This is a genomic window from Methanoculleus sp., from assembly GCF_020696975.1.
Classification (GTDB): domain Archaea; phylum Halobacteriota; class Methanomicrobia; order Methanomicrobiales; family Methanoculleaceae; genus Methanoculleus.
This window is the reverse complement of sequence record NZ_JAJGBK010000020.1, coordinates 103465-122679: the sequence shown is the minus strand read 5'-3', so window position 1 is coordinate 122679 and position 19215 is coordinate 103465. Positions and strand designations below refer to the sequence as shown.

At 49.6% G+C, this 19215-nt stretch carries 15 protein-coding genes; 10 read left to right on the top strand and 5 right to left on the bottom strand.

Annotated elements, in window-relative coordinates; all coding sequences use genetic code 11:
* Positions 1-335: 335 nt before the first annotated feature.
* The 9 genes from QZ650_RS05660 (at position 336) to QZ650_RS05620 (ending at position 10616) form a co-directional block, all read left to right on the top strand.
* Positions 336-1340, top strand: coding sequence for a glycosyltransferase family 2 protein (locus QZ650_RS05660; protein ID WP_292520576.1), 1005 nt, complete (start codon positions 336-338; stop codon positions 1338-1340).
* An 82-nt stretch (positions 1341-1422) separates the two neighbouring features.
* Positions 1423-2571: an N-acetyl sugar amidotransferase gene (locus QZ650_RS05655; protein WP_292520578.1), complete on the top strand. Its 1149-nt coding sequence runs from the start codon at positions 1423-1425 to the stop codon at positions 2569-2571.
* A 1-nt stretch (position 2572) separates the two neighbouring features.
* Entirely contained in the window at positions 2573-3646 is a 1074-nt protein-coding gene (locus QZ650_RS05650) for a DUF354 domain-containing protein (protein WP_292520580.1), read from the top strand.
* A gap of 9 nt (positions 3647-3655) precedes the next feature.
* Positions 3656-4285 carry a PIG-L family deacetylase gene (locus QZ650_RS05645; protein ID WP_292520582.1) on the top strand — a complete coding sequence of 210 codons (630 nt, stop codon included), beginning with the start codon at positions 3656-3658 and terminating at the stop codon, positions 4283-4285.
* A complete protein-coding gene (locus QZ650_RS05640; protein WP_292520584.1) occupies positions 4273-5331 on the top strand; it encodes an ATP-grasp domain-containing protein in 1059 nt (352 codons plus the stop codon). Before QZ650_RS05645 ends, QZ650_RS05640 begins: the two co-directional genes overlap by 13 nt.
* A complete protein-coding gene (locus tag QZ650_RS05635) occupies positions 5328-5939 on the top strand; it encodes a PHP domain-containing protein (protein ID WP_292520586.1) in 612 nt (203 codons plus the stop codon). Before QZ650_RS05640 ends, QZ650_RS05635 begins: the two co-directional genes overlap by 4 nt.
* A gap of 313 nt (positions 5940-6252) precedes the next feature.
* Positions 6253-7395, top strand: a complete 1143-nt coding sequence (locus QZ650_RS05630) for an N-acetyl sugar amidotransferase (RefSeq protein ID WP_292520587.1) — start codon at positions 6253-6255, stop codon at positions 7393-7395.
* 110 nt (positions 7396-7505) lie between these two features.
* Positions 7506-8690 carry a glycosyltransferase gene (locus QZ650_RS05625; RefSeq protein WP_292520589.1) on the top strand — a complete coding sequence of 395 codons (1185 nt, stop codon included), beginning with the start codon at positions 7506-7508 and terminating at the stop codon, positions 8688-8690.
* A gap of 165 nt (positions 8691-8855) precedes the next feature.
* Positions 8856-10616 (top strand): hypothetical protein, encoded by a 1761-nt coding sequence (locus tag QZ650_RS05620; RefSeq protein ID WP_292520591.1) that lies wholly within the window; start codon positions 8856-8858, stop codon positions 10614-10616.
* Positions 10617-10942: 326 nt separating this feature from the next.
* On the opposite strand, the gene QZ650_RS05615 is transcribed toward QZ650_RS05620, so the two are convergent.
* The 3 genes from QZ650_RS05615 to QZ650_RS05605 form a co-directional block, all read right to left on the bottom strand.
* Positions 10943-12256, bottom strand: a complete 1314-nt coding sequence (locus QZ650_RS05615; protein WP_292520593.1) for a flippase — start codon at positions 12254-12256, stop codon at positions 10943-10945.
* Between the two features lie 421 nt (positions 12257-12677).
* On the bottom strand, positions 12678-12977 hold the full coding sequence (locus tag QZ650_RS05610) for a hypothetical protein (RefSeq protein WP_292520595.1): 300 nt from the start codon (positions 12975-12977) through the stop codon (positions 12678-12680).
* A 58-nt stretch (positions 12978-13035) separates the two neighbouring features.
* Positions 13036-14853, bottom strand: coding sequence for a hypothetical protein (locus QZ650_RS05605; RefSeq protein WP_292520597.1), 1818 nt, complete (start codon positions 14851-14853; stop codon positions 13036-13038).
* A 398-nt stretch (positions 14854-15251) separates the two neighbouring features.
* Between QZ650_RS05605 and QZ650_RS05600 the strand changes: the two genes are divergently transcribed.
* Entirely contained in the window at positions 15252-15908 is a 657-nt protein-coding gene (locus QZ650_RS05600) for a hypothetical protein (protein ID WP_292520600.1), read from the top strand.
* A gap of 72 nt (positions 15909-15980) precedes the next feature.
* Here QZ650_RS05600 and QZ650_RS05595 read toward each other — a convergent pair whose 3' ends face one another.
* Both QZ650_RS05595 and QZ650_RS05590 read right to left on the bottom strand, forming a co-directional pair.
* Complete coding sequence (locus QZ650_RS05595; RefSeq protein ID WP_292520602.1) at positions 15981-16820, bottom strand: LicD family protein; 840 nt, start codon at positions 16818-16820, stop codon at positions 15981-15983.
* A 380-nt stretch (positions 16821-17200) separates the two neighbouring features.
* Positions 17201-18934 carry a PAS domain S-box protein gene (locus QZ650_RS05590; RefSeq protein ID WP_292520604.1) on the bottom strand — a complete coding sequence of 578 codons (1734 nt, stop codon included), beginning with the start codon at positions 18932-18934 and terminating at the stop codon, positions 17201-17203.
* Between the last annotated feature and the right edge of the window lie 281 nt (positions 18935-19215).

Genomic DNA, 19215 nt, shown 5'->3' with positions numbered 1-19215 from the left:
CCGAATGTCCACCTCTCGCCCAGGATCGCCAAAAAGGCAATTAAATCGGGTTAAATTTTGATTAAACGCACATACAGAATATTAGAATCGATTGTCTCAATTGCCTCCGGGCTCAATTGATGGAAAATTATATATAAAATGGATGACTCAGTAGCACCAGGCCAGGCTCCTAGAAATCCATCTCCCTTTCGGCTCAAGCGACCCGGAATGGGTTCGCTCAATAAATTCGGGCGAGCAGATATGTTATAGGATAAGGGCCTGTCTACGGGTGTGATTCTTTGCAATCCGGGTTGACACGAATTCATGCGGAAAGCGCGGTCCTGTCGCATTCATTTGTGGCTGAAGAATCGGTCACGGTAGCCGGCGGTGTAATTGAGGAGCCCTGCTATCGCGGGAGGCGGGTTGCCGTGGTTGTCCCGGCATACAACGAAGAAGATCTGATCGGTGAGACGCTCGACGGCATCCCCGACTACATTACCAGGATCTATGCGGTGGACGACGGTTCGTCCGATCGGACCGGGGCAATCATCGATGCCTACGCTCGACACGATCCGAGGATTGTTCCCATCCATCACAACCCAAACCTGGGTGTTGGGGGAGCAATCACTTCCGGCTACCGGAGGGCAATCGAGGATGGAATGGATGTTGCCGCAGTGATGGCCGGCGATAACCAGATGGATCCGGCTTACCTGCCCGGCCTCCTTGACCCAATCATCGACGGTCGAGCCGATTACACGAAGGGCAACCGCCTTATCAACGAGACCTACAGGATAGGGATGCCAGCGTGGCGCAGTCTCGGCAACTCTCTCCTCACCTTCCTCACCAAGATCGCCTCGGGTTACTGGCAGATGATGGACCCCCAGAACGGTTACACGGCAATCTCGAAAAAGGCCCTCTCTGAGATCCCTCTCAACAGCATCTACCAGGGCTACGGTTATTGTAACCATCTTCTGGTCTGGCTCAATATCTATGGGATGAAGGTGCAGGATGTCGCGATCCCGGCCCGGTATGGCCGGGAGAAGTCGAAGATCCGCTACTCGACCTATATCCCCCGGGTCTCGAAGCTCCTTCTTGGGAACTTCCTCTTCCGCTTGAAGACGAAGTACATCCAGATGGGTTTTCATCCCCTTGCGTTCTTTTACTTCGCCGGGGCGGTGCTCACGCCGCTCGGGATCATCGGGGGGCTCGTCACGCTCTGGGAGAAGTTCGTGTTGGGGTACTCGGTACTCTTCGTGCACGGGACACTGTCATTCCTGATGCTTATGATGGGGATGCAGTTCTTGTTCTTCGCAATGCTGTTTGACATGCAGGCTGAGTTGCAAATAAGTGGAGGCCAATGATGAGATTTGGTCTTCTTGTCCCCACTTTAAGCATCTCTACCCTGAAATGGCCGGGTAAACCCATCTATCACAGTGATCCAGAATGAGTTCCAACGATAACCATCAGATCTGCTCCCGATGCATTTCAGATGCAACCATACCTGATATCAGATTTGATGAGAGGGGTGTCTGCAATTTTTGTCGTATTCATGACAGCCTGAATGAGCAGTTTCCCCTTAATGATAAAGGAAAACAGAAGTTAGACCAGATCGTAGGTAAGATACAGAGAGATGGTCAATTCCGGAAGTATGACTGCATAGTAGGTGTCAGCGGAGGCACGGACAGCACCTTCTGCCTGTACATGGCAAAGAGATTGGGATTGCGTCCACTTGCGGTTCACTTCGACAACGGGTGGGATTCTGAAGTCTCCATTGCCAATATCAACAACGCTATCAGAATACTTGAGGTTGATCTCGAGTGGATTACCGTCGACTTTAAAGAATTCAGCGATATCCAGCGCTCGTTCCTGAAAGCATCAGTTCCCGATGTTGAGATCCCGACAGATCTTGCCATCCATGCGGTTCTCCACCGCGTGGCCGCAAAGAATAATGTCAAATGGATCATTAATGGGATGAATTTCCGCACTGAGGGCATACAACCTCTTAAGTGGAGTTACATGGATGGGAGGTATGTCCGGAGCATACAGGAGCGGTATGGCCATCTTCCGCTTGTAACCTACCCTAACCTGACAATCCGGAATATGGTTGATTTTTCTCTCATTAAGGGTATCAAGACCCTCCCTCTCCTGGCCTACATGAACTATAGTAAGGCGGAGACGAAGGATATCCTCAGGCGCGAGGTAGACTGGAGTGACTGTGGAGGGCACCATTTCGAGTCTCTTTACACACGTTTCGTGATCACCGATCTCCTCTGGAAGAAATTCGGGATAGATAAGCGGAAGATTCAGTTATCTGCCGAAGTGCGTTCAGAGAAGTTAACCCGGGATGCAGCACTTGAGATCCTGAAGACTCCTCCGGGCGGGGATGCAGAGGTTACAGAGATCGTTCTCGGGAAGATTGGATTTACAGAAGAAGAGTTCAGAGAAATTCTCTCTCTCCCTCCAAAGACCTTCCTCGACTACCCTACCAGTTATCCACTGATCAAGGCTTTGAAATGGCCTATCAGACTGGCCTGCTCCATGAACGTCATCCCGAAGATCTTTTATGAAAAGTACCTGGGGGCGCAGACGTAGTATGCGGATCGTTGTCGATATCAACCATCCGGGTCATGTTCATTACTTCAAGAATTTCATCCGGGAGATGAAACAGAGAGGCCATGAGATCATAATTACGGCAAGCCATAAAGATGTGGCAACTCAGCTGCTCCAGTTGTACGGGTTGGATTACGTTGACCTCGGGAGTTATGGGATCTCACCTTTTCAGAAACTGATCAATATCCCAATAATGGACATAAAGATGTACCGGGCGGTAAAGGACTTCCGCCCCGACATCCTTCTCGGCTTCTCCTCAATCAGGGCGGCGCATGCATCCAAGTTTCTAGGTGTGCCTGCTGTTATCTTCGATGACACCGAGCATGCCGCGTGGGAACACCTTCTGTACGTTCCTTTCTCCACTGTGATCATGACACCGAGTTGCTTCCGCAAGGATCTTGGGGAAAAACAGGTCCGGTTCGACAGTTATATGGAGCTGGCTGCCCTGCATTCCGCCTGCTTCACGCCCGATCCCTCAGTGTTGTCGGAAGTAGGGTTGACCGAGAATGATACGTTTATTGTCGTCAGGTTTGTCGCCTGGCAGGCGAGCCACGACATCGGCCAGCGCGGTGTCCGCGACAAGGTCGGGCTCGTGAAGGCGCTGGAAAGGTACGGGCGCGTCCTGATCACCTCAGAGGGGGCCGTACCACCAGAGTTGCAGCACTACCAGATCCGGATCTCCCCGGAGAAGTTGCATGACCTGTTGTATTATGCAACACTGTACGTGGGCGAGGGAGGGACGACAGCGTCAGAGGCGGCAAGCCTGGGAACGCATGCCATTCATGTATCCACTACGGCAAAGCATTGTGGTATATTCCGTGACTTGAACCAATATGAATTGCTCTGGACGTCTGAAAGTGATGATGATACCCTCAAAAAGGCAATCGAGTTGCTTCGGAACCCAGAACTCAGGAATGCAGGGCGACATAAACGGGATCGATTGAATCACGAAAAGATGAACATAACGACCTTCATGATCTGGTTCGTTGAGAATTTCCCCGGAAGCGTAGGGATAATGAAAGAACGTCCCGATTTTCAGAATAACTTTTCAATTTAGGAGGTCGTTATGAAGGTATTAGTATTGTCTCCTCACACAGACGATGCTGAACTGGGGTGTGGTGGAACAATCATTAAACTCTTAGAAGAGGGGCATGAGATCTTCTGGGTCACATTCTCCACAGCTGAAGATTCCTTACCTGAAGGCCTCCCAAAAGATACCTTAAAGGTAGAATTTCTCAATGTAACCCGTGATCTCGATCTTAGAACGGAAAACTGCAAAGTGTTTGATTTCAAGGTACGGAATCTCCACCAATATCGTCAGGATATATTGGAGGACTTGATCAAAACCAGGAATCAGTACAACCCTGATATTGTGATTGGGCCGTCTCTCAACGATCTTCATCAAGATCATCAGGTCGTAGCACACGAGATGGTCAGAGCCTTCAAGACTACGTCGAGTGTTATCTGCTATGAATTACCCTGGAACCATGTCACATTTAACACACAGTGTTTCAACAAACTCAATGAGCATCAGGTCGAGAGGAAGTGTAAGATCCTGACAAATTATCGATCCCAGTTCATCAAGGGTAAACCCTACTTTTCAAAAGAGTTTATTTATGGCCTGGCGAAGACTCGAGGAATCCAGTGTAGTTCGGAATACGCTGAGGCTTTTGAGGTTGTACGATGGATGGTTTGACTGTTCTTGTGACTGGCGCAGGGGCTCCCGGCATAAAAGGTACACTCTATTCCCTAAAAGGAAACTTCGAGAATAGAGACGTAAGGGTAATCGGAACAGACATAAAGCAAGAGGTCGTTGGAAAATACCTATGCGACAGTTTTTACCGCATTCCAAGACCAACTGACACGGGTTATCTGGACCTACTCCTCTCAATCTGTCAAAAGGAGGGCGTAGACGTCGTAGTCCCTCAAAACACCCTTGAACTACCCGTTTTAGCAGAGAATAGATCTTCGTTCTCCGACATTGGAACATCTGTTGCTGTCTCCGATGCATCTGCAATCTCTGTCGCAAATGACAAATACAGACTGATGAGGCTGGCAGAACAGATAGGTGTGCCTACTCCGAAATACGGTCTTGTAAACAATTTTGAGGCCCTGACTGATTTTGCAAAGGAATTGGGATGGCCGGATAAACCGGTGGTTGTCAAACCACCGCTCTCCAACGGGATGAGAGGCGTACGTATAGTCGACGAATCCCGTGATCTTAAAGAGATGTTCTATTTGGAAAAACCGACGTCGTTGTTCGTGAAGATGAAGAGTCTGTACGAGATTTTAGGATCCGACTTTCCGCCTCTGATAGTAATGGAGTATCTCCCCAATGCAGAATACACTGTCGATGTCTTGAAAACCCCGGAATATACAATTGTTCCAAGGAAGCGGGACCTCATTCAATCAGGCATCACCTTCCACGGCACGGTCGAGTATCACGAGGCTCTCATCACGTATGCGCGAAAACTTAGTGAAGCAACCGGACTAAACTACGCGTTCGGTTTCCAGTTCAAAATGGACGAACATAATACCCCAAAATTGTTGGAGTCCAACCCGAGAGTTCAGGGCACAATGGTTCTTTCGACGTTTGCAGGTGCCAATATCATTTATGCTGCTGTTAAGCGTGCTTTGAACGAAGATGTGCCTGGTTTCCAGATTAAATGGGGGACGAAGATCCTTCGTTATTGGGGGGGCATAGGACTCGAGAACAACAATACTGCTGTGGGATTTTTATGAAAGTCTGGCAGAAATACTCACAGTATCTGTTGTCCGGCGAATGGCATATTCATACAGATTATACCGATGGTAAAGGTTCAGTCGCAGATTACTGCAGAAGAGCGGCAGAACTCGGCATTCCTCTGGTTGCGTTCACTGAACATATCCGCCGGAATCCGGGTTATGATTTTCAGGCTTATCTGGAAGATATCGATAGAGCGCGAGAGCAGTACGATTTGTTCATCCTTTCCGGGTGCGAAGCGAAGGTCCTCCCTGACGGAACTCTTGATGTTGAAGATAATGTCCTGGAACAGGTCGATTACCCGATATTTGCTTTCCATTCATTTCCACAGGATATAGATGTCTATCTCGATGCATTCTACCATGTCCTGAAAAACCCCCGTATCAATACCTGGGCGCATCCCGGTATATTCCTGAAACGAGCCGGGTTACATTTACAGGAAGGAGAGTTATGTCTGATATTTAAAGCGCTCAGCAACAGCGAGGTCCTGATCGAACTAAATAAAAGGTACAACGCACCTCCGGATGCGTGGATCGATCTGGCGAGAGGCCAGCAGGTAAACTTTGTCAGGGGCAGTGACTGCCATTGTGTTGAGGATTTAGGATGATAGAGGTTCAATCAGGCCCTATGCCCGGTCCGGGCGCCACACACTCACGTAGTCTGGTTTTTACGATCTGTGACGCTGCTGATACGTCCGGGGAGATCAATGGATTTATGAAAGTGCAAGCCGCCAATCTCGACGGAGGTGGTTTTCGGAGGGGGGGCAGGCATCTCTACGCCGTGACGGATGCCATCATCGATCTTCCTCACAAAAAAACATTGACGGCCTTTGTAAGGTTCTTGATGCTAAAACTGCCAGGACCCGCATGGGTTGGAGTGAAAGCGAGGTCTTCCGACACTGATATGCATTGGGGGTTATTATGACCGAACTACGAGTTTGTACAAGATGCGTCTGTGACGACAGTATCCCGGGAATATCTTTCGATACGGATGGAGTATGTAATCTGTGCAAGAACTACGATCTCATCGAACAGGAGTTCCCCTTAAGTGAGGCTACACAGCAGAGATTCCAGCAGATTGTTGACAGTATAAAACGGAGTCAAAGAACCGCAAAATATGACTGCCTTATAGGGGTTAGCGGAGGAACAGATAGCATCTATACTCTATACATTGCATGTAAATACGGACTTAACCCGCTGGTGCTGCATGTAGATGATGGATGCGACACGGAGATATCCATCCAAAATATTCAAAATGCGGTAAACAGGTTGAATGTTGATCTGTATACTGTAAAATTAGATGAGAAAGAGATCGTTGATTTAGAATTAGCTTTCTTTAAAGCATCTGTTCCGGATCTGGAAGTGCCTCCAGATCTGGCCATAACGGCATCGCTGTATAAATGCGCTGCGCAGTTCGGGATAAAGTACATTCTCGTCGGCAGTTCGTTTAGAACCGAAGGAAAAATGCCTCCGGGATGGAGTTATGGCGATGGAAAATACTTAAAATCCGTTCATGATAGATTTGGCCACGTAACTCTTGAGACGTTCCCGAATGTGCTGCTTAAAGATTATCTGTATTACTTCGCTTTTAAGGGGATACGAGAGATTAAGCCTTTGTATTATCTGCCGTATGTTAAGGAGGATGTAAAGAGACTTCTCGAAAAAGAACTGGGATGGATCGATTACGGTACAGGTCACCATGAGTCCATATATACCCGGTTTGTTCAGGGATATTTGCTGCCGAAGAAGTTTGGCATAGATAAAAGGAAAATTCATTATTCGGCGTTCGTTCGATCCAACCAGATGACCCGGGACGAAGCTCTGGCGAAACTTGAACTGCCGGCATGCAATGATGATACAGTTAGGGCAGATATGCTGTATCTCCGCAACAGGTTCGGCATCAGCCTTGAAGAATTCGAGAATATTATCAATTCTAAGCCGAGAGCACAGTCCGAATTCGATTCGTATTATCCTCTCGTCCGTAGACTACAGCATCTGATAACCATCGCATACAGACTGCATCTGTTTCCCACTAAGATCTACGGGAGTTATAACAGGGAATAATAGTCATGTTGCGTGTTCCGTTCACCACCTCATTTAAATACTTGTAGTGAGGGAGAGTAAATCGTTGTTCCGACTCATGAGGGGATTGACAGACACTGGAGATTGAGATAATGTACGCAAAACCGGATCGGCTGGAGGTTCTAAAGGATAAATCTCTCCTGCTTCTCACTTCGTCCTATCCAGATCAGGATGATTCATTTGCCGGGGATACGTTTGTAAAAAACCCTGTTGCCGAGTTGCGTCACTATTTCAAGAAGGTCGTGATCATTTCTCCAATCTTTCAATCCTATGGTCGTTTTGGGAAAGATAAGATCTGTAAAGACTACTCTTACGACAACGTAGAAGTCTATTATCCCCGAAGCATCTATATCCCAATCGTCTGGCTGAGTAAGATCCTGATCGACAACCGGTTACAGGTGGTGGAACAAACCATCAAGGAACACCGTCTCCACTTTGATCTTATTCATGCTCATTTCACCTGGCCATCCGGCTATATAGGGGTTAGACTGAAGGAGAAATACGGGAAGCCGGTAGTCACCACCATTCACGAGAATGGTGATTGGTTTGAACAGGAGGTCACCATGGATCACCCTCTTATCAATACGGCCTGGTCTGGTGCCGATGCCCTCATCAGGGTGAACAAGAAGGACGTCCCAGTGCTACAACGTTACAACAGATGTGTCCGTGCGATTCCCAACGGATTCTCTCCAGCCTTCCATCCTATCGAGACAGCCATCGCACGGGAACGGCTCAACCTCCCGGAGGAGAGAAAGATCATCTTCACACTGGGAGGGTTGATCAAGCGAAAGGGCTTCAATTACTTAATCAACGCGATGGAACAGGTCTGCAGCCAACGGGATGATGCATTCTGTTATATCGGTGGGGCAGGTCCGGAGTGGAGAGGTCTGCAAAAGCAGATCATCCGATCGCATCTGGAGGAGAATGTGCAACTGCTAGGGTCTGTCCCCGGGGATCAGTTGACCCTCTGGATGAACGCCAGCGACTTCTTTGTCCTGCCGAGCCTCAACGAAGGCAACCCGACGGTCATGTTCGAGGCCCTTGGATGCGGAAAGCCTTTTGTGGGGACCAGGGTCGGCGGAGTGCCGGAGGTGATCACCTCTGGCGAGTACGGTCTGCTGGTCGAGCCCGCCGACCCTGATGATCTGGCAGAGAAGATCCTCACCGCGCTGGACCGGGAGTGGGATCGGGAGGCAATCCTCGCGTATGCGGAGCGGTATACATGGGCAAATATTGCAAAGGAGACGATGGGCGTCTATGCCCGGTTTTTAGGATGAGAACTGGATGAGATCTCCCAGGAGAGAGCCAGAACGGCTCTGCTACGAGCAAACTCATGCTCTCGTTCGCCTGCCACCGGCAATCCCGAAAGATCTGCAAAGAGGAGGAACAAGCATTCCCGCTAACAGGTTGTGCTGCGTGCTTGAAGTGAAGACCAGGTTCCGATGAAGATATCAGACCCTTTCTTAAATGGAAAATGTCCAAAGTTTCTCCTGACTCTCGGGTTCATCCTCATACTCTATAACCTCCTTATTCTGTACTCGCATCAGCCTCAAGGCTATGCTGTGGACATCTACTCGGTTCTCCCACTATCATTTTACAGTGCCGCAATACTCTGCTACCTTATCAGTTCTATCGCTCTCCTTTCGGGACGGGAACGTGCGAAAAAACTCGGAGTTCTGTTACTTATTCTCAATCATGCAGTCATCCTGCTGATTCCCTACATGCTCGGCTACTACTCCATGGGCAGGGCAGACGACATGTCGTATATTGGTGAGTATCTCCACATCAGCAAGACAGGTTTCACCAATGATGAGTGGAACATCTACCCGGGAAGCCTCATCCTTGGTGCTGCTCTCTCAATGATGTCGGGGCTCCCGGTGAGCGGTGCAGCCTTCGTGATGCCGGTTATCTTTTCATTCATCCTCGTCGGTGGACTGTATCTCTGTTGCCGTTTCTTCTTGAAGGGAAAGAACTTGATGAATATCGCTATCCTCTCCTCATTCATTCTTTACCTGGGCCCCTACAACTTTCTCAACGTCCCTCATGCCCTGTTTTTCGCGTATATGCCCCTATATATCTTCATTCTGAGTCGTTACATCAATAAAGCCGGTTTCTCGAATGCCATTCTGCTTATTCTCCCGACAATTCTTGTCCCTTTCATGCATCCGTTCATCGTTCTCTTCGTGTTTGCCCTCCTTCTCTCCTTAATACTGTCCGGAGGGCTACTGAACCGGTTTATTCACGAACGTTATTGGCGTGCCGCACATCCTCTCACAATCTCCATCATGGGGTTTCTTGCATGGTTTGTCTACTGTGACGCCCTCATGGGCAGTCTCAGGATAAACTTTCAGAGTTATCTTCTGAAGATAACCGAACCCAGCCTTCTTATGACGACAGAGAAGATAGCACGTATCAATATTGATCTTCCCAGCATGATGAAATTGCTATTCGTCTATTACGGCCGATATCTAATCCCCTTCATCATCATTGGCATCGCGCTAATTCTGATCCGCCTTAAGCAGGATAAGATCACTCAAGCAGTAAAGAACCGCATGTACTTCTTTTCAGCCTTCTATATCGCACTCCTGATCATTGAGGCAATCATCTTCCTGAACCCTATGTTTTCCCATCAACCCGACCGCCTGACCAATTTAAACTTCATGCTTTATGCCCAGGTACCGTTGTTTGTGCTCTCCCTCTCTGTAGTATTTGCAGCGCCGAAGTTTTTCAACCGGCAAACCGCACTTGTACTCATCATTTTGACAGGTATGTGGAGCCTTGGTCTTTTCGGGACGTTTGATTCACCAAATATCTTCGTGACAAATGCCGCTCTGACGCATAACGAAGTTGAAGGAATTGAGTGGTATTATGAAGCAAGGACTGGTGAGAATACGATTGTCCCGGTGAGTCAGATCCAGAGGTTCCACGATCTATTTGATGATGGGGGAATCGACAATGAGATCCAGATACCCGATCACTTCGGTTACAACTCCTCTCATAGAACATTTGCCGATATAAATCTAGAGCCTGATCAGCAGGGTTATGTCATTCTGCTGAATCTCGATGAACTTTTGTACCAGGAAGTTCCCGGATACAGGGAAGTCGGCCGGTATACTGCAGGAGATTATGCCTGGTTCAGAAGCGACCGGTCAATTCGTACAAAAGTCTATGACAATCGCGATATTGAGATTTATTCGACGTGAGGGCTATCCAGAAGGCAAAATCGTCCAGTATTCAACACGCTCTGCAAACCATCGGTGCATCTCATCTCCCGGGCCTTGAGAGCGCAAAGTGTCATTTATTGCCTCACGGGGAAGGTACAGGGGATGGGTGAGCGCTAAAAAGGTATGGTACGGCCCACTCCAGAGGATGCTGGGTCGGCCTCTGTATCAAAGATTCCTTCATATTCGTAAGTATGGCAGGTATGCTGGATGAATCACCCTAAAAAAGAGCAGGGCCATACCGCCCCGCAAAGAAGACCTCATGTCTCCCAGGCACCTGTCCGGAGGTACTTGCCGGTAAGCACACATTAAGGAGTTAACTCATCGGATGCGTGTTCTCGTTGATCTAAACCACTGCAATGACCCCCGATATAGTGGTGAACGACTGCTACCTTTATCCCGAAACTTATTACCGCGGCTACCCCTGTTGTCAGAGCAGCTCCGTTTATCCCGAGATGAGGGATGAGCAGGATGTTCAGGACGATCTTCAATGCCCCGGAGACTGCGCTGATCCGGAAGGGAATATGCACCTTTCCGATGTTTGCCAGTGTGGCACCAACCGCACCAAAAGACGCATTGACGGCATACCCCGGCAGCAATATCAGCAGCGGGGTATACGACATAAGATACTCTTCGGTAAAGAGAAGAACAATGACATATTGACCAAAAACAGCAATGAGCGTTGCAATTCCTGCTGAAATGAGAAGACTCTTCTTCAATGTTGAGTAAAAGAGCCTTCTTATACCTTCGATATCCCTTTTCCCATACAGCGTCGCCGTCACCGGTGCTGTCACTCCCTGAACAGCCGTAGGTATGAGCGTGAGTATCTGTGTGAAGAGGAAAGCGACAGCATAGATCCCTACCTCAGTCGGGTTGAGATAGTACCCGATCATGATGCTGTCAATCTGACCGCTAAGAAACGATATCGAATCTCCGAGCATGACATAAAACCCAAAAACTGTCGTTGCACGAAGGGCGGCGATATTGCTCAAAGATACATCGAGCTGGATCCAGTCACGGATCAGAACAGGACATACGCTGCCGATGAGTATGGTCGGGCCAACAAACCCGATCACCGCCCCCATCACACCCATCCCTGCCAGTAGCACCAGAGTAATAGATGCTACGACAACGGTGACATTCTGAATGATGTTCAGAAACGCATAAAGATGCATTTTACGGAACCCATTCAGTGTCCCAAGCACTGCCTTCTGGATGGCGATGAAGGGGTAGCAGAGGGCGGTCAGCTGGATCAACGGCTCCAGTTCAGGGATCCGGAAAAAAGATACTGCAATAGAGGGAGCCAGAAAGTAGAGTGCAACTCCCATCAGGGCGCCTACAATGATCGAACTAACCATCCCTGAAGAAACGTAATTTCTTATAGCGACGTGATTATCGAGGAACTCCGCAACGTATTTTGTCAACGCAGTTCCAATCCCGAACGCGGCAAACTGCATCCCAAAGAGATAGATAGTGAAGGCAAGGGTGTACACCCCAAGCCCTTCTGGCCCGAGTTCCCTGCCGAGGACGATCCTGAGGATGAAGTGAGCCAGTGATGCCGTGGCAATACTGATGAATGCCCATTGTACATCTATTATTGCCTTGCTCACCGGGATCTTCAAGATTTCAACCTCATTTACGTGTTAGCGGATTCGTATGCTGATCAAAAAGATACAGAGCGACTGGAGGATTCACCTGTGACTATGCGTTACATTTAAGGCTTGTTTTCTCTCGTTTTGTGGATCTACACTTATCCCCGCCATATCTTCTGACGCTCCGATATCACCTGCCAGGGAGTACCCACACTCACACGGCAAGGAGCCCCTGCACGCCAGCATCAAGCAACGATCACCCTGCAGTTACAGCAACGGCGCATTTTCAGGCAGTCACTCGTAGGACCCGATGCAATTGCCCGGGACAACGATACGAGACCCCTCGTCTCTGAAAGATGCGGACTAACAGAGTATGCACATGGTAATCGCTTCAGGTGAGATACAAGACACATCGCATCAGCATGTATAAATGTTTCTATACATTGCTATGTCAGGCAGTCTCACCGGGGGTTACTTTGCCCAGATCATAACCTCTGTCTTCGTTTCGACCGCATGGTAACCAGTATGCTGCAGCAATCCAATTTTCAGTATAACCTCCAACGAATCTGTCAAACCCATCGCTGGACCATCCAGGTTTGAACACATCAGCATCTTCTGCAGGATTCCGGGGAAGCAGGGCGCTCAGGCGCTCTGAATCTGTAACGAGTTCATTTGCGAAGTAGTCCTGAACAAAAGTTCCGGGATGAACGATGGCGGGCAAGCCCAATAGGTTTCCGGCTTTCCGTTTCAAAGCGGCCCGGAAAGTGGATTTCCCATTAAACGGATTGCAGAGAACGATACGAAGATATTTAGAAATCCGGCTTGCCGCGATCGATCATATCCATATATATAAAGAGGGTCAGTATTCTCTCCAGTTTGTCCAGTTCCTCCTCGGTACGAATCACATTCCGGGTTGCGGCAAGAGAGAAGTATCTCTGGATCAGGCTCGATCTCTCAAGCAGGTTCAACGCAAAGGCTCGAATTTCCTCCTTTTTCGGGTTGAATCTCTTTGAAACGCCGAATTTTTCTTTAAAATGCAATGCCTGCCATCCAAGTTGTCTTATCCATGGGGTCCGCACTCCCTTCTCTGCAAACCTGTAGATATACAATGTTAGAGGGTTCTTAAGACTCATTCCGGTATTGTAGTAGCCCACAGCGCAGGTTCTGGGGTCAAGCGAGTAAAGAAAGTCTCTGAAGAAGAGAGTGTCCTTTTTACGCTCATCTATCGTATACGCTGTCCAGAAAAAGTCTCTGGAGTAAAACGGTGTAACTGTCCAGAAGAAAAATCGGTTTCTATCCTCACCCAGACCAGCCCACTTATAGTCTTTCTCAAACTTGAAATGGAGATACTTGGCATAGAGATCCTTCTCCGGGTAAGCAGCGATATGCTCCCGGATATGTTCCTGGATCTCATCTTTTGAAGCCTGCAGCATCGCGCAGACTTTTTGGTGAGCATACCCATACTGATCCGGGGTGGTGAGGAGAAATTGTGCCAGATCATCGTCTGAGCCAAAGCCGGACGTCACATTCAGATATCTGCATAACTCCCCACCATACAGTCCGGTGTAATGAACAATATCGCTTCCCTCGTGAAGCATGATCTGTTCTTCGATGTTCACGACGTTTGCCAGGTTTATAGATTGGCCTGCATCGACCAGTGCGACATAACGGAGATACTCCTCATAATCCATATCCTTTGAGGGAGCGAAATGAGTGAGCGAAACACCGAAGGTTTCTGCAATTTTTTGAGTGTATCCCAGTTCCCCGGCATCCTCCGGGGCCGTATCATAGGTTATCCCCCGGGGTTTAACTCCCTGCGCAATCAATCCTGCCAGCGTCGCCCTCGAGTCCAGGCCCCCGCTCAGCGAGATAAGGGACCTTCTGGGACCCAGTTTTGAGACCCTGCTCCGGAGACCCGCGAGAAAAGATCGCTTGAGGTCTTTGATATTTTCCTTGGATATCTTCCGGTCTTCTTTCTCAAATTCAAACGTGAGAGGTAGAACCTGTTCCTTTAAGAGAGTCTGACTCAATCCGCTATACATCATTACGGTAGCCGGCAGCAGCCTTTCAACGCCCTCAATAAGTGTCCTCTCACCGAGGGGGAATTCATAAAGAAGATACTCCATGAGCGCCAGCCTGTTGAATGCTATTGGTCTCACAAAGGGGTACATAAATTTCATCTCGCGAGAGAATACCAGAACCGCATCATCCCTGTACCAGAAGAACGGCAACCTTCCCAGCGCATCATTGAAGACACAAAGAAGCTTTGTCGGTTTGTCGTAGATCAGGACAATGAACTCGCCATCGGCATGAGTTAAAAATCTGGCTATCGTCTCTGAAACCGTTGCTCTTTCCGGAACAAGATCTGCGATGGCAAAAAGATTGTTTTTAATTGTCGCATCATCGATGTTGTATATTATACCTTCAAGGAGAATGAAAGATCCGGGGCTTTCAAAACAGGTTATGGGATACTGATCGTATGCTGTCGACCCAATAAGAAGGCAGTCATCTTCGAACAGCGTATTTGCCTGGTATTTAGGGTAATGCAACATCGTATTTTGAATATCAGAAAATTTTATGCGGTGATCTGACATTCCAGAGGAGATGAGAGCATTTATCCCGACCATGCCCTGATATGCCCGATAGATGTATTAACGATTTCGGTGCCTCCATTAAATGAGAGAGCGATCTGAAGAGCCATTCCCTGGCACTGAAGCGATCGGAGCAGTATAGCCTCCTTGAAAACTGCACTTTATTCCAGGTTTAAAGCGTCAGCCAAATTTACCCTCCGATGTACGATTCACAAAAAAATAGGAATGGTTAACTGTTTTTGATAGAATCTGCTTCCCTTTCAGATCAAAACCCACAACCTCAGCAGAGGTCAATAAATCTTGGCAGCCCTCATAAATCCGTTTACCCCGGCAGCGTTTACCCCGGCAGGAATGTATGATTCTATAGCAAGGCATTTAATACCCGCAAACAATCTAGAGGTCATACGATTGATAAGCACGTCAAAGGGGATAAAATGCACAATATCTGTATAATTGGACCTGATGGAGCAGGTAAGACATCACATATTACAAAACTCATTGCAAAATTCGGGCAGCAAGATCAAGAATACAAGTATTGCTGGTTGGGTTCTCGTTATCTTCTATCGATTCCTCTTCTCCTTTATGCAAGGGCAATGGGGTACACCAGTGTAGAAGTGCCCCCGAATGGGGAAAAAGTTAGTTATCACCATTTCGAGGAGTCTAAATTCCTGTGTTTTTTTTATCCTCTATCGTTATGGCTGGATACCGTAATACATTTAACACTTAAATACTACATTCCCAGGTACATCCTTGGTCAGAATATAATCTGTGACCGGTTCGTTTTTGATACCCTTATTGATCTGGGTCTATCGATTAATCACAAAGAGATAATCTCTACAAAGATAGGAAAATTGTTTTTGCGGTTAGTGCCATCGAAATTAGTTGTTATCTTGCTAATCGCGGATCCGGAGCAGTTACGGAAGAGAAGGAGCGATGTATATTATGATAAGAAGATAGCCGAAAAAGTAGTAGCATACAGGAGACTTGCCACTCAATTAGACATCCCGATAATAGACGCGAACTCCAGATCTGAGACAGTGCAGAAGGAGATCATCCGAATAATGAGAAAATACGTGGATACCATCACATAGACGCATCAGTTAGAGGATTCCATAGGTTCAATCAAGCGTGCATACGTTATAATCAATCTCGCTAAATTATATTTAGTCCCGTATCTCGTCAACAGAACAGATGTCAGCATATTTTCCAAAATTCGGCGCATGCGGCGTGTGTCTGATACGTTTGTTTTTGGGAGGTATACTCATATAGTCCCCAAAGGCGCACGTAAGACAGTCAGTGTAGCCTGCCGGGACTGGAAATTTGATACCCTCAAACTCTAGCTCCACAAATTGTTCGAATGCTTCCGATGGGAAACAACAGAGCGTACTGTAGATATACGAGCCCGGATTTTCTCTGTTGTACTTCTGAAACAGGTACTCTCTTCGATTCTCAAGCCAGGTTCTGCTGAATGGTCTTGAAAACCATCGCAAACCCAAATAGAGCACTCTTCTTAGCAGCGTAGAAGGTTCTACCGTATAATTGTACTTAATCTCGCACATATGAATGATTGTCATAAGCCTGAACCGGTGAATATCTCTTAGAAGACGGTTGCTTGGAGTGGAATCAAATGGAAATATATCCATCCAGATGCCTCTCTGATCAGATACGGCCTTGTACTTCGGTTCAGGATACTCGGTACCAACCAGGCGAATTTTAGCAAAGGGGTGAGCATATGTCCTGTCAGTCTCGAATGTTTGAAGGGTATATTCCTGCGACAACTCGTCTTTGCAGACGTTAAGGAACTTGATATACTCGGATCTCATCATCCCGACATCAATATCATCGTCCCAAGGAACAAATCCCCGGTGGCGAACAGCGCCAAGAAGTGTACCCCCGATCAAGAAGTATTGGAGATTGTGTCTTTCACAAATACGCTTAAACTCCAGTAATATCTTCAATTCGAGAATCTGTAATTTACGAAGAGTTGCACCCTCGCTAACCATAGTGCAAGCGTGCAATTCATATTATATATATGTTGGCCGGCACCATCAACAGTTCCCGAACCGATACCTCCCATTCGGCACCCGGATCTCGAACCGTGCCCCCTTCCTGGTGGCTCCGGTCTTCCTGATCGTATCGGTACTGCCCATGTGCGTTATTTACTCTTTCGGCGCTTACAAGAGAACGTCATCCAGACCGGGGCGCCTGCCGCGGCCGCTGACGTCGACGAACCTTTCTCGAATTTTATTCACAGTGCTAGATACAACAACTATTTAAATTACCTCAGAAGAGATACCGGCGTTGATCGCCGCTCGCCGCAAACAAAGAGCCTAAAGGGGTTATGGGCGAGAATATCCTGCTAAAGGCTGAAAGCGCTCTTCAGTCAGACCAACTCGTTCCTCCGCAGGAACTCCCGGATCTCGCGTGATTCAACCCAGCCCTCATCGAGCTGCTTCACAATCCCGTTGATACGCTTCACCTGCTCCCGGATCCTCTCCGAGGCCGGTCCGTCCTCGATCAGGTCGGCCATGCCGAGGATCACCTGCAGGGGCAGGCGGATGTGGTCCGCGAGGACGGCAAACTGCTCGATATTCTGCTCTATCTGCTCGAATGCCTGCAGCCGCAGGGCCTCGTGGCGTTTCCGATCCGAGACATCACGCCCGACGACCTGGACGCCGATCACTGTTTCATCCTCGACGACGGGCGAACAGTTCATCTCGATGACGGCAACCGTCCCGTCCTTGCGGCAGAACTCAACCAGGACCCCCTCAACGGACTCCCCTTGCGCGATCCGGCGTCGCACCTCCTGCCATCCGGGGAGAGCCCGCTCAAGGAGGTAATCCCTGCAACGGCGGCCGGTCATCTCTTCCGGGGTGTAGCCGAGGATCCTTGCCACAGCCGGGGAGATATAGGTGATCCCCCGATCTGCGTCGCAGATGAAGATCATATCGAAACTCCGCTGGGCGATCTTCCGGAATCGCTCCTCGCTCTCCCGGAGGGCGCGTTCCGCCCTCTTCTGCTCGGTGATCTCCTGCCCGACGACAGCGAGCCTCCCGACCTCCAGGCGGAAGATGTAGAGGTCGTACCACCGCCCGCTCCTCGGCTCCTGCAGCCGCCGTTGCACAGGAACACCCTGATCGGCGACCTCACCGTAGAGGAGGCGTGCCCCCTCGCGAATCGCCGGAAAGACGTCGAAGAGCCTTCGGCCGACCAGTTCCTCCCGACTGCGGCCAAAGAGATCGGCCGCCTTCTCGTTCAACTCAAGGATGCGGTAATCAACGGGGTTCCCGGCGCCGTCCCGGATCACTTCGTAGAGAGTATAACTCTCGAGCATCTGTTCGTAGAGGCGACGGTAACCCTCATCGGCCCTGCCGGAAGTCGGCTGCACCTGCTCGATGACCCGGCCGAGCCTGATGGCGACTGCATCGGCCAGAGGACGCCCGTCGGCGAGGAATGATCCTTCACCCTCCCGGTAGCAGATCTCTACCCTCCCGGCAGTCCGGCCGTGGACCAGGAGCGGGCTCTCCTGTCGCCGGGAGGTCTCGACGTAACCGGGCGACCGGTACTCCCGGCCTTCGAACGCGATCCGGATGCCAGCCTCCTCAAGGTCGAGCCAGCCGGCAAGGACGGCCGCGATGACCCTGAGAATCTCGTCGATCGGTACCCCTGATCGCTCCATAATGCTCACGGCAGAGAGCATTGCAGGGTCCTCGCGATGCGGCTCATCACGGACGGTGGCATCAAGACTGATCCCTACCCAGAAGAGGACCCTGTCAGCCGCATCCCTGACGGGAACGCCCCTGCTTGCGACGGTGAGATACTCCCCATCCTCGCCTCTGATGCGGTAGGTGCACCTCCACGGCGTGCCGGCCGCAAGGCTCTCTCTCCATCCGGCAAGCACTGCGTCAGCGTCCTCGGGGTGGAGAGCCTCCACCCACCCGGAGCCCCGGCAGACTTCGAGCATCACCCCGGCGAGGAGAGGACAGGGCTCCGGGAGGGAGAGGGGCTCGCCCCCCGGCCCGCAGATCCAGACGCTACAGGCTCTCCGCTCTCCGGCAGGACACACAGACGCGTCAGGGTCGTTCTGCCGTGCTCGGGCAACGTCGGGTGCTCTCATGCTTCGGTCCTGAATGGTTGGTGCAGGGGAGGCAGCGTCTGGCCCCGCCTGTCGTTTGGGGCGCCACCTCCGGAAGGGGTCTCGCACCCGGGTACAACCGTGCACCGGTGGTCCGGGCAACCACCCGGTGCAATCGCACCATAATTTGAGGGATCTCACTATAATGGTTACCATTTGAAGAAAGGGCAGTCTCGCCCCGGGGCTGCGCGCGGATGGTCGGAGCGCCATATTTATCCCGAGCATGGCAAATACCTCCTGCAGTATGCTTACGACCCATGCCC

What these genes read in the sequence shown, in the direction of transcription:
- QZ650_RS05655 (WP_292520578.1), top strand. Translation starts at nt 1,423, where the DNA reads ATGAGTTCCAACGATAACCATCAGATCTGCTCCCGATGCATTTCAGAT.
- QZ650_RS05650 (WP_292520580.1), top strand. Translation starts at nt 2,573, where the DNA reads ATGCGGATCGTTGTCGATATCAACCATCCGGGTCATGTTCATTACTTC.
- QZ650_RS05645 (WP_292520582.1), top strand. Translation starts at nt 3,656, where the DNA reads ATGAAGGTATTAGTATTGTCTCCTCACACAGACGATGCTGAACTGGGG.
- QZ650_RS05640 (WP_292520584.1), top strand. Translation starts at nt 4,273, where the DNA reads ATGGATGGTTTGACTGTTCTTGTGACTGGCGCAGGGGCTCCCGGCATA.
- QZ650_RS05635 (WP_292520586.1), top strand. Translation starts at nt 5,328, where the DNA reads ATGAAAGTCTGGCAGAAATACTCACAGTATCTGTTGTCCGGCGAATGG.
- QZ650_RS05630 (WP_292520587.1), top strand. Translation starts at nt 6,253, where the DNA reads ATGACCGAACTACGAGTTTGTACAAGATGCGTCTGTGACGACAGTATC.
- QZ650_RS05625 (WP_292520589.1), top strand. Translation starts at nt 7,506, where the DNA reads ATGTACGCAAAACCGGATCGGCTGGAGGTTCTAAAGGATAAATCTCTC.
- QZ650_RS05620 (WP_292520591.1), top strand. Translation starts at nt 8,856, where the DNA reads ATGAAGATATCAGACCCTTTCTTAAATGGAAAATGTCCAAAGTTTCTC.
- QZ650_RS05605 (WP_292520597.1), bottom strand. Translation starts at nt 14,853, where the DNA reads ATGGTCGGGATAAATGCTCTCATCTCCTCTGGAATGTCAGATCACCGC.
- QZ650_RS05600 (WP_292520600.1), top strand. Translation starts at nt 15,252, where the DNA reads ATGCACAATATCTGTATAATTGGACCTGATGGAGCAGGTAAGACATCA.
- QZ650_RS05595 (WP_292520602.1), bottom strand. Translation starts at nt 16,820, where the DNA reads ATGGTTAGCGAGGGTGCAACTCTTCGTAAATTACAGATTCTCGAATTG.
- QZ650_RS05590 (WP_292520604.1), bottom strand. Translation starts at nt 18,934, where the DNA reads ATGAGAGCACCCGACGTTGCCCGAGCACGGCAGAACGACCCTGACGCG.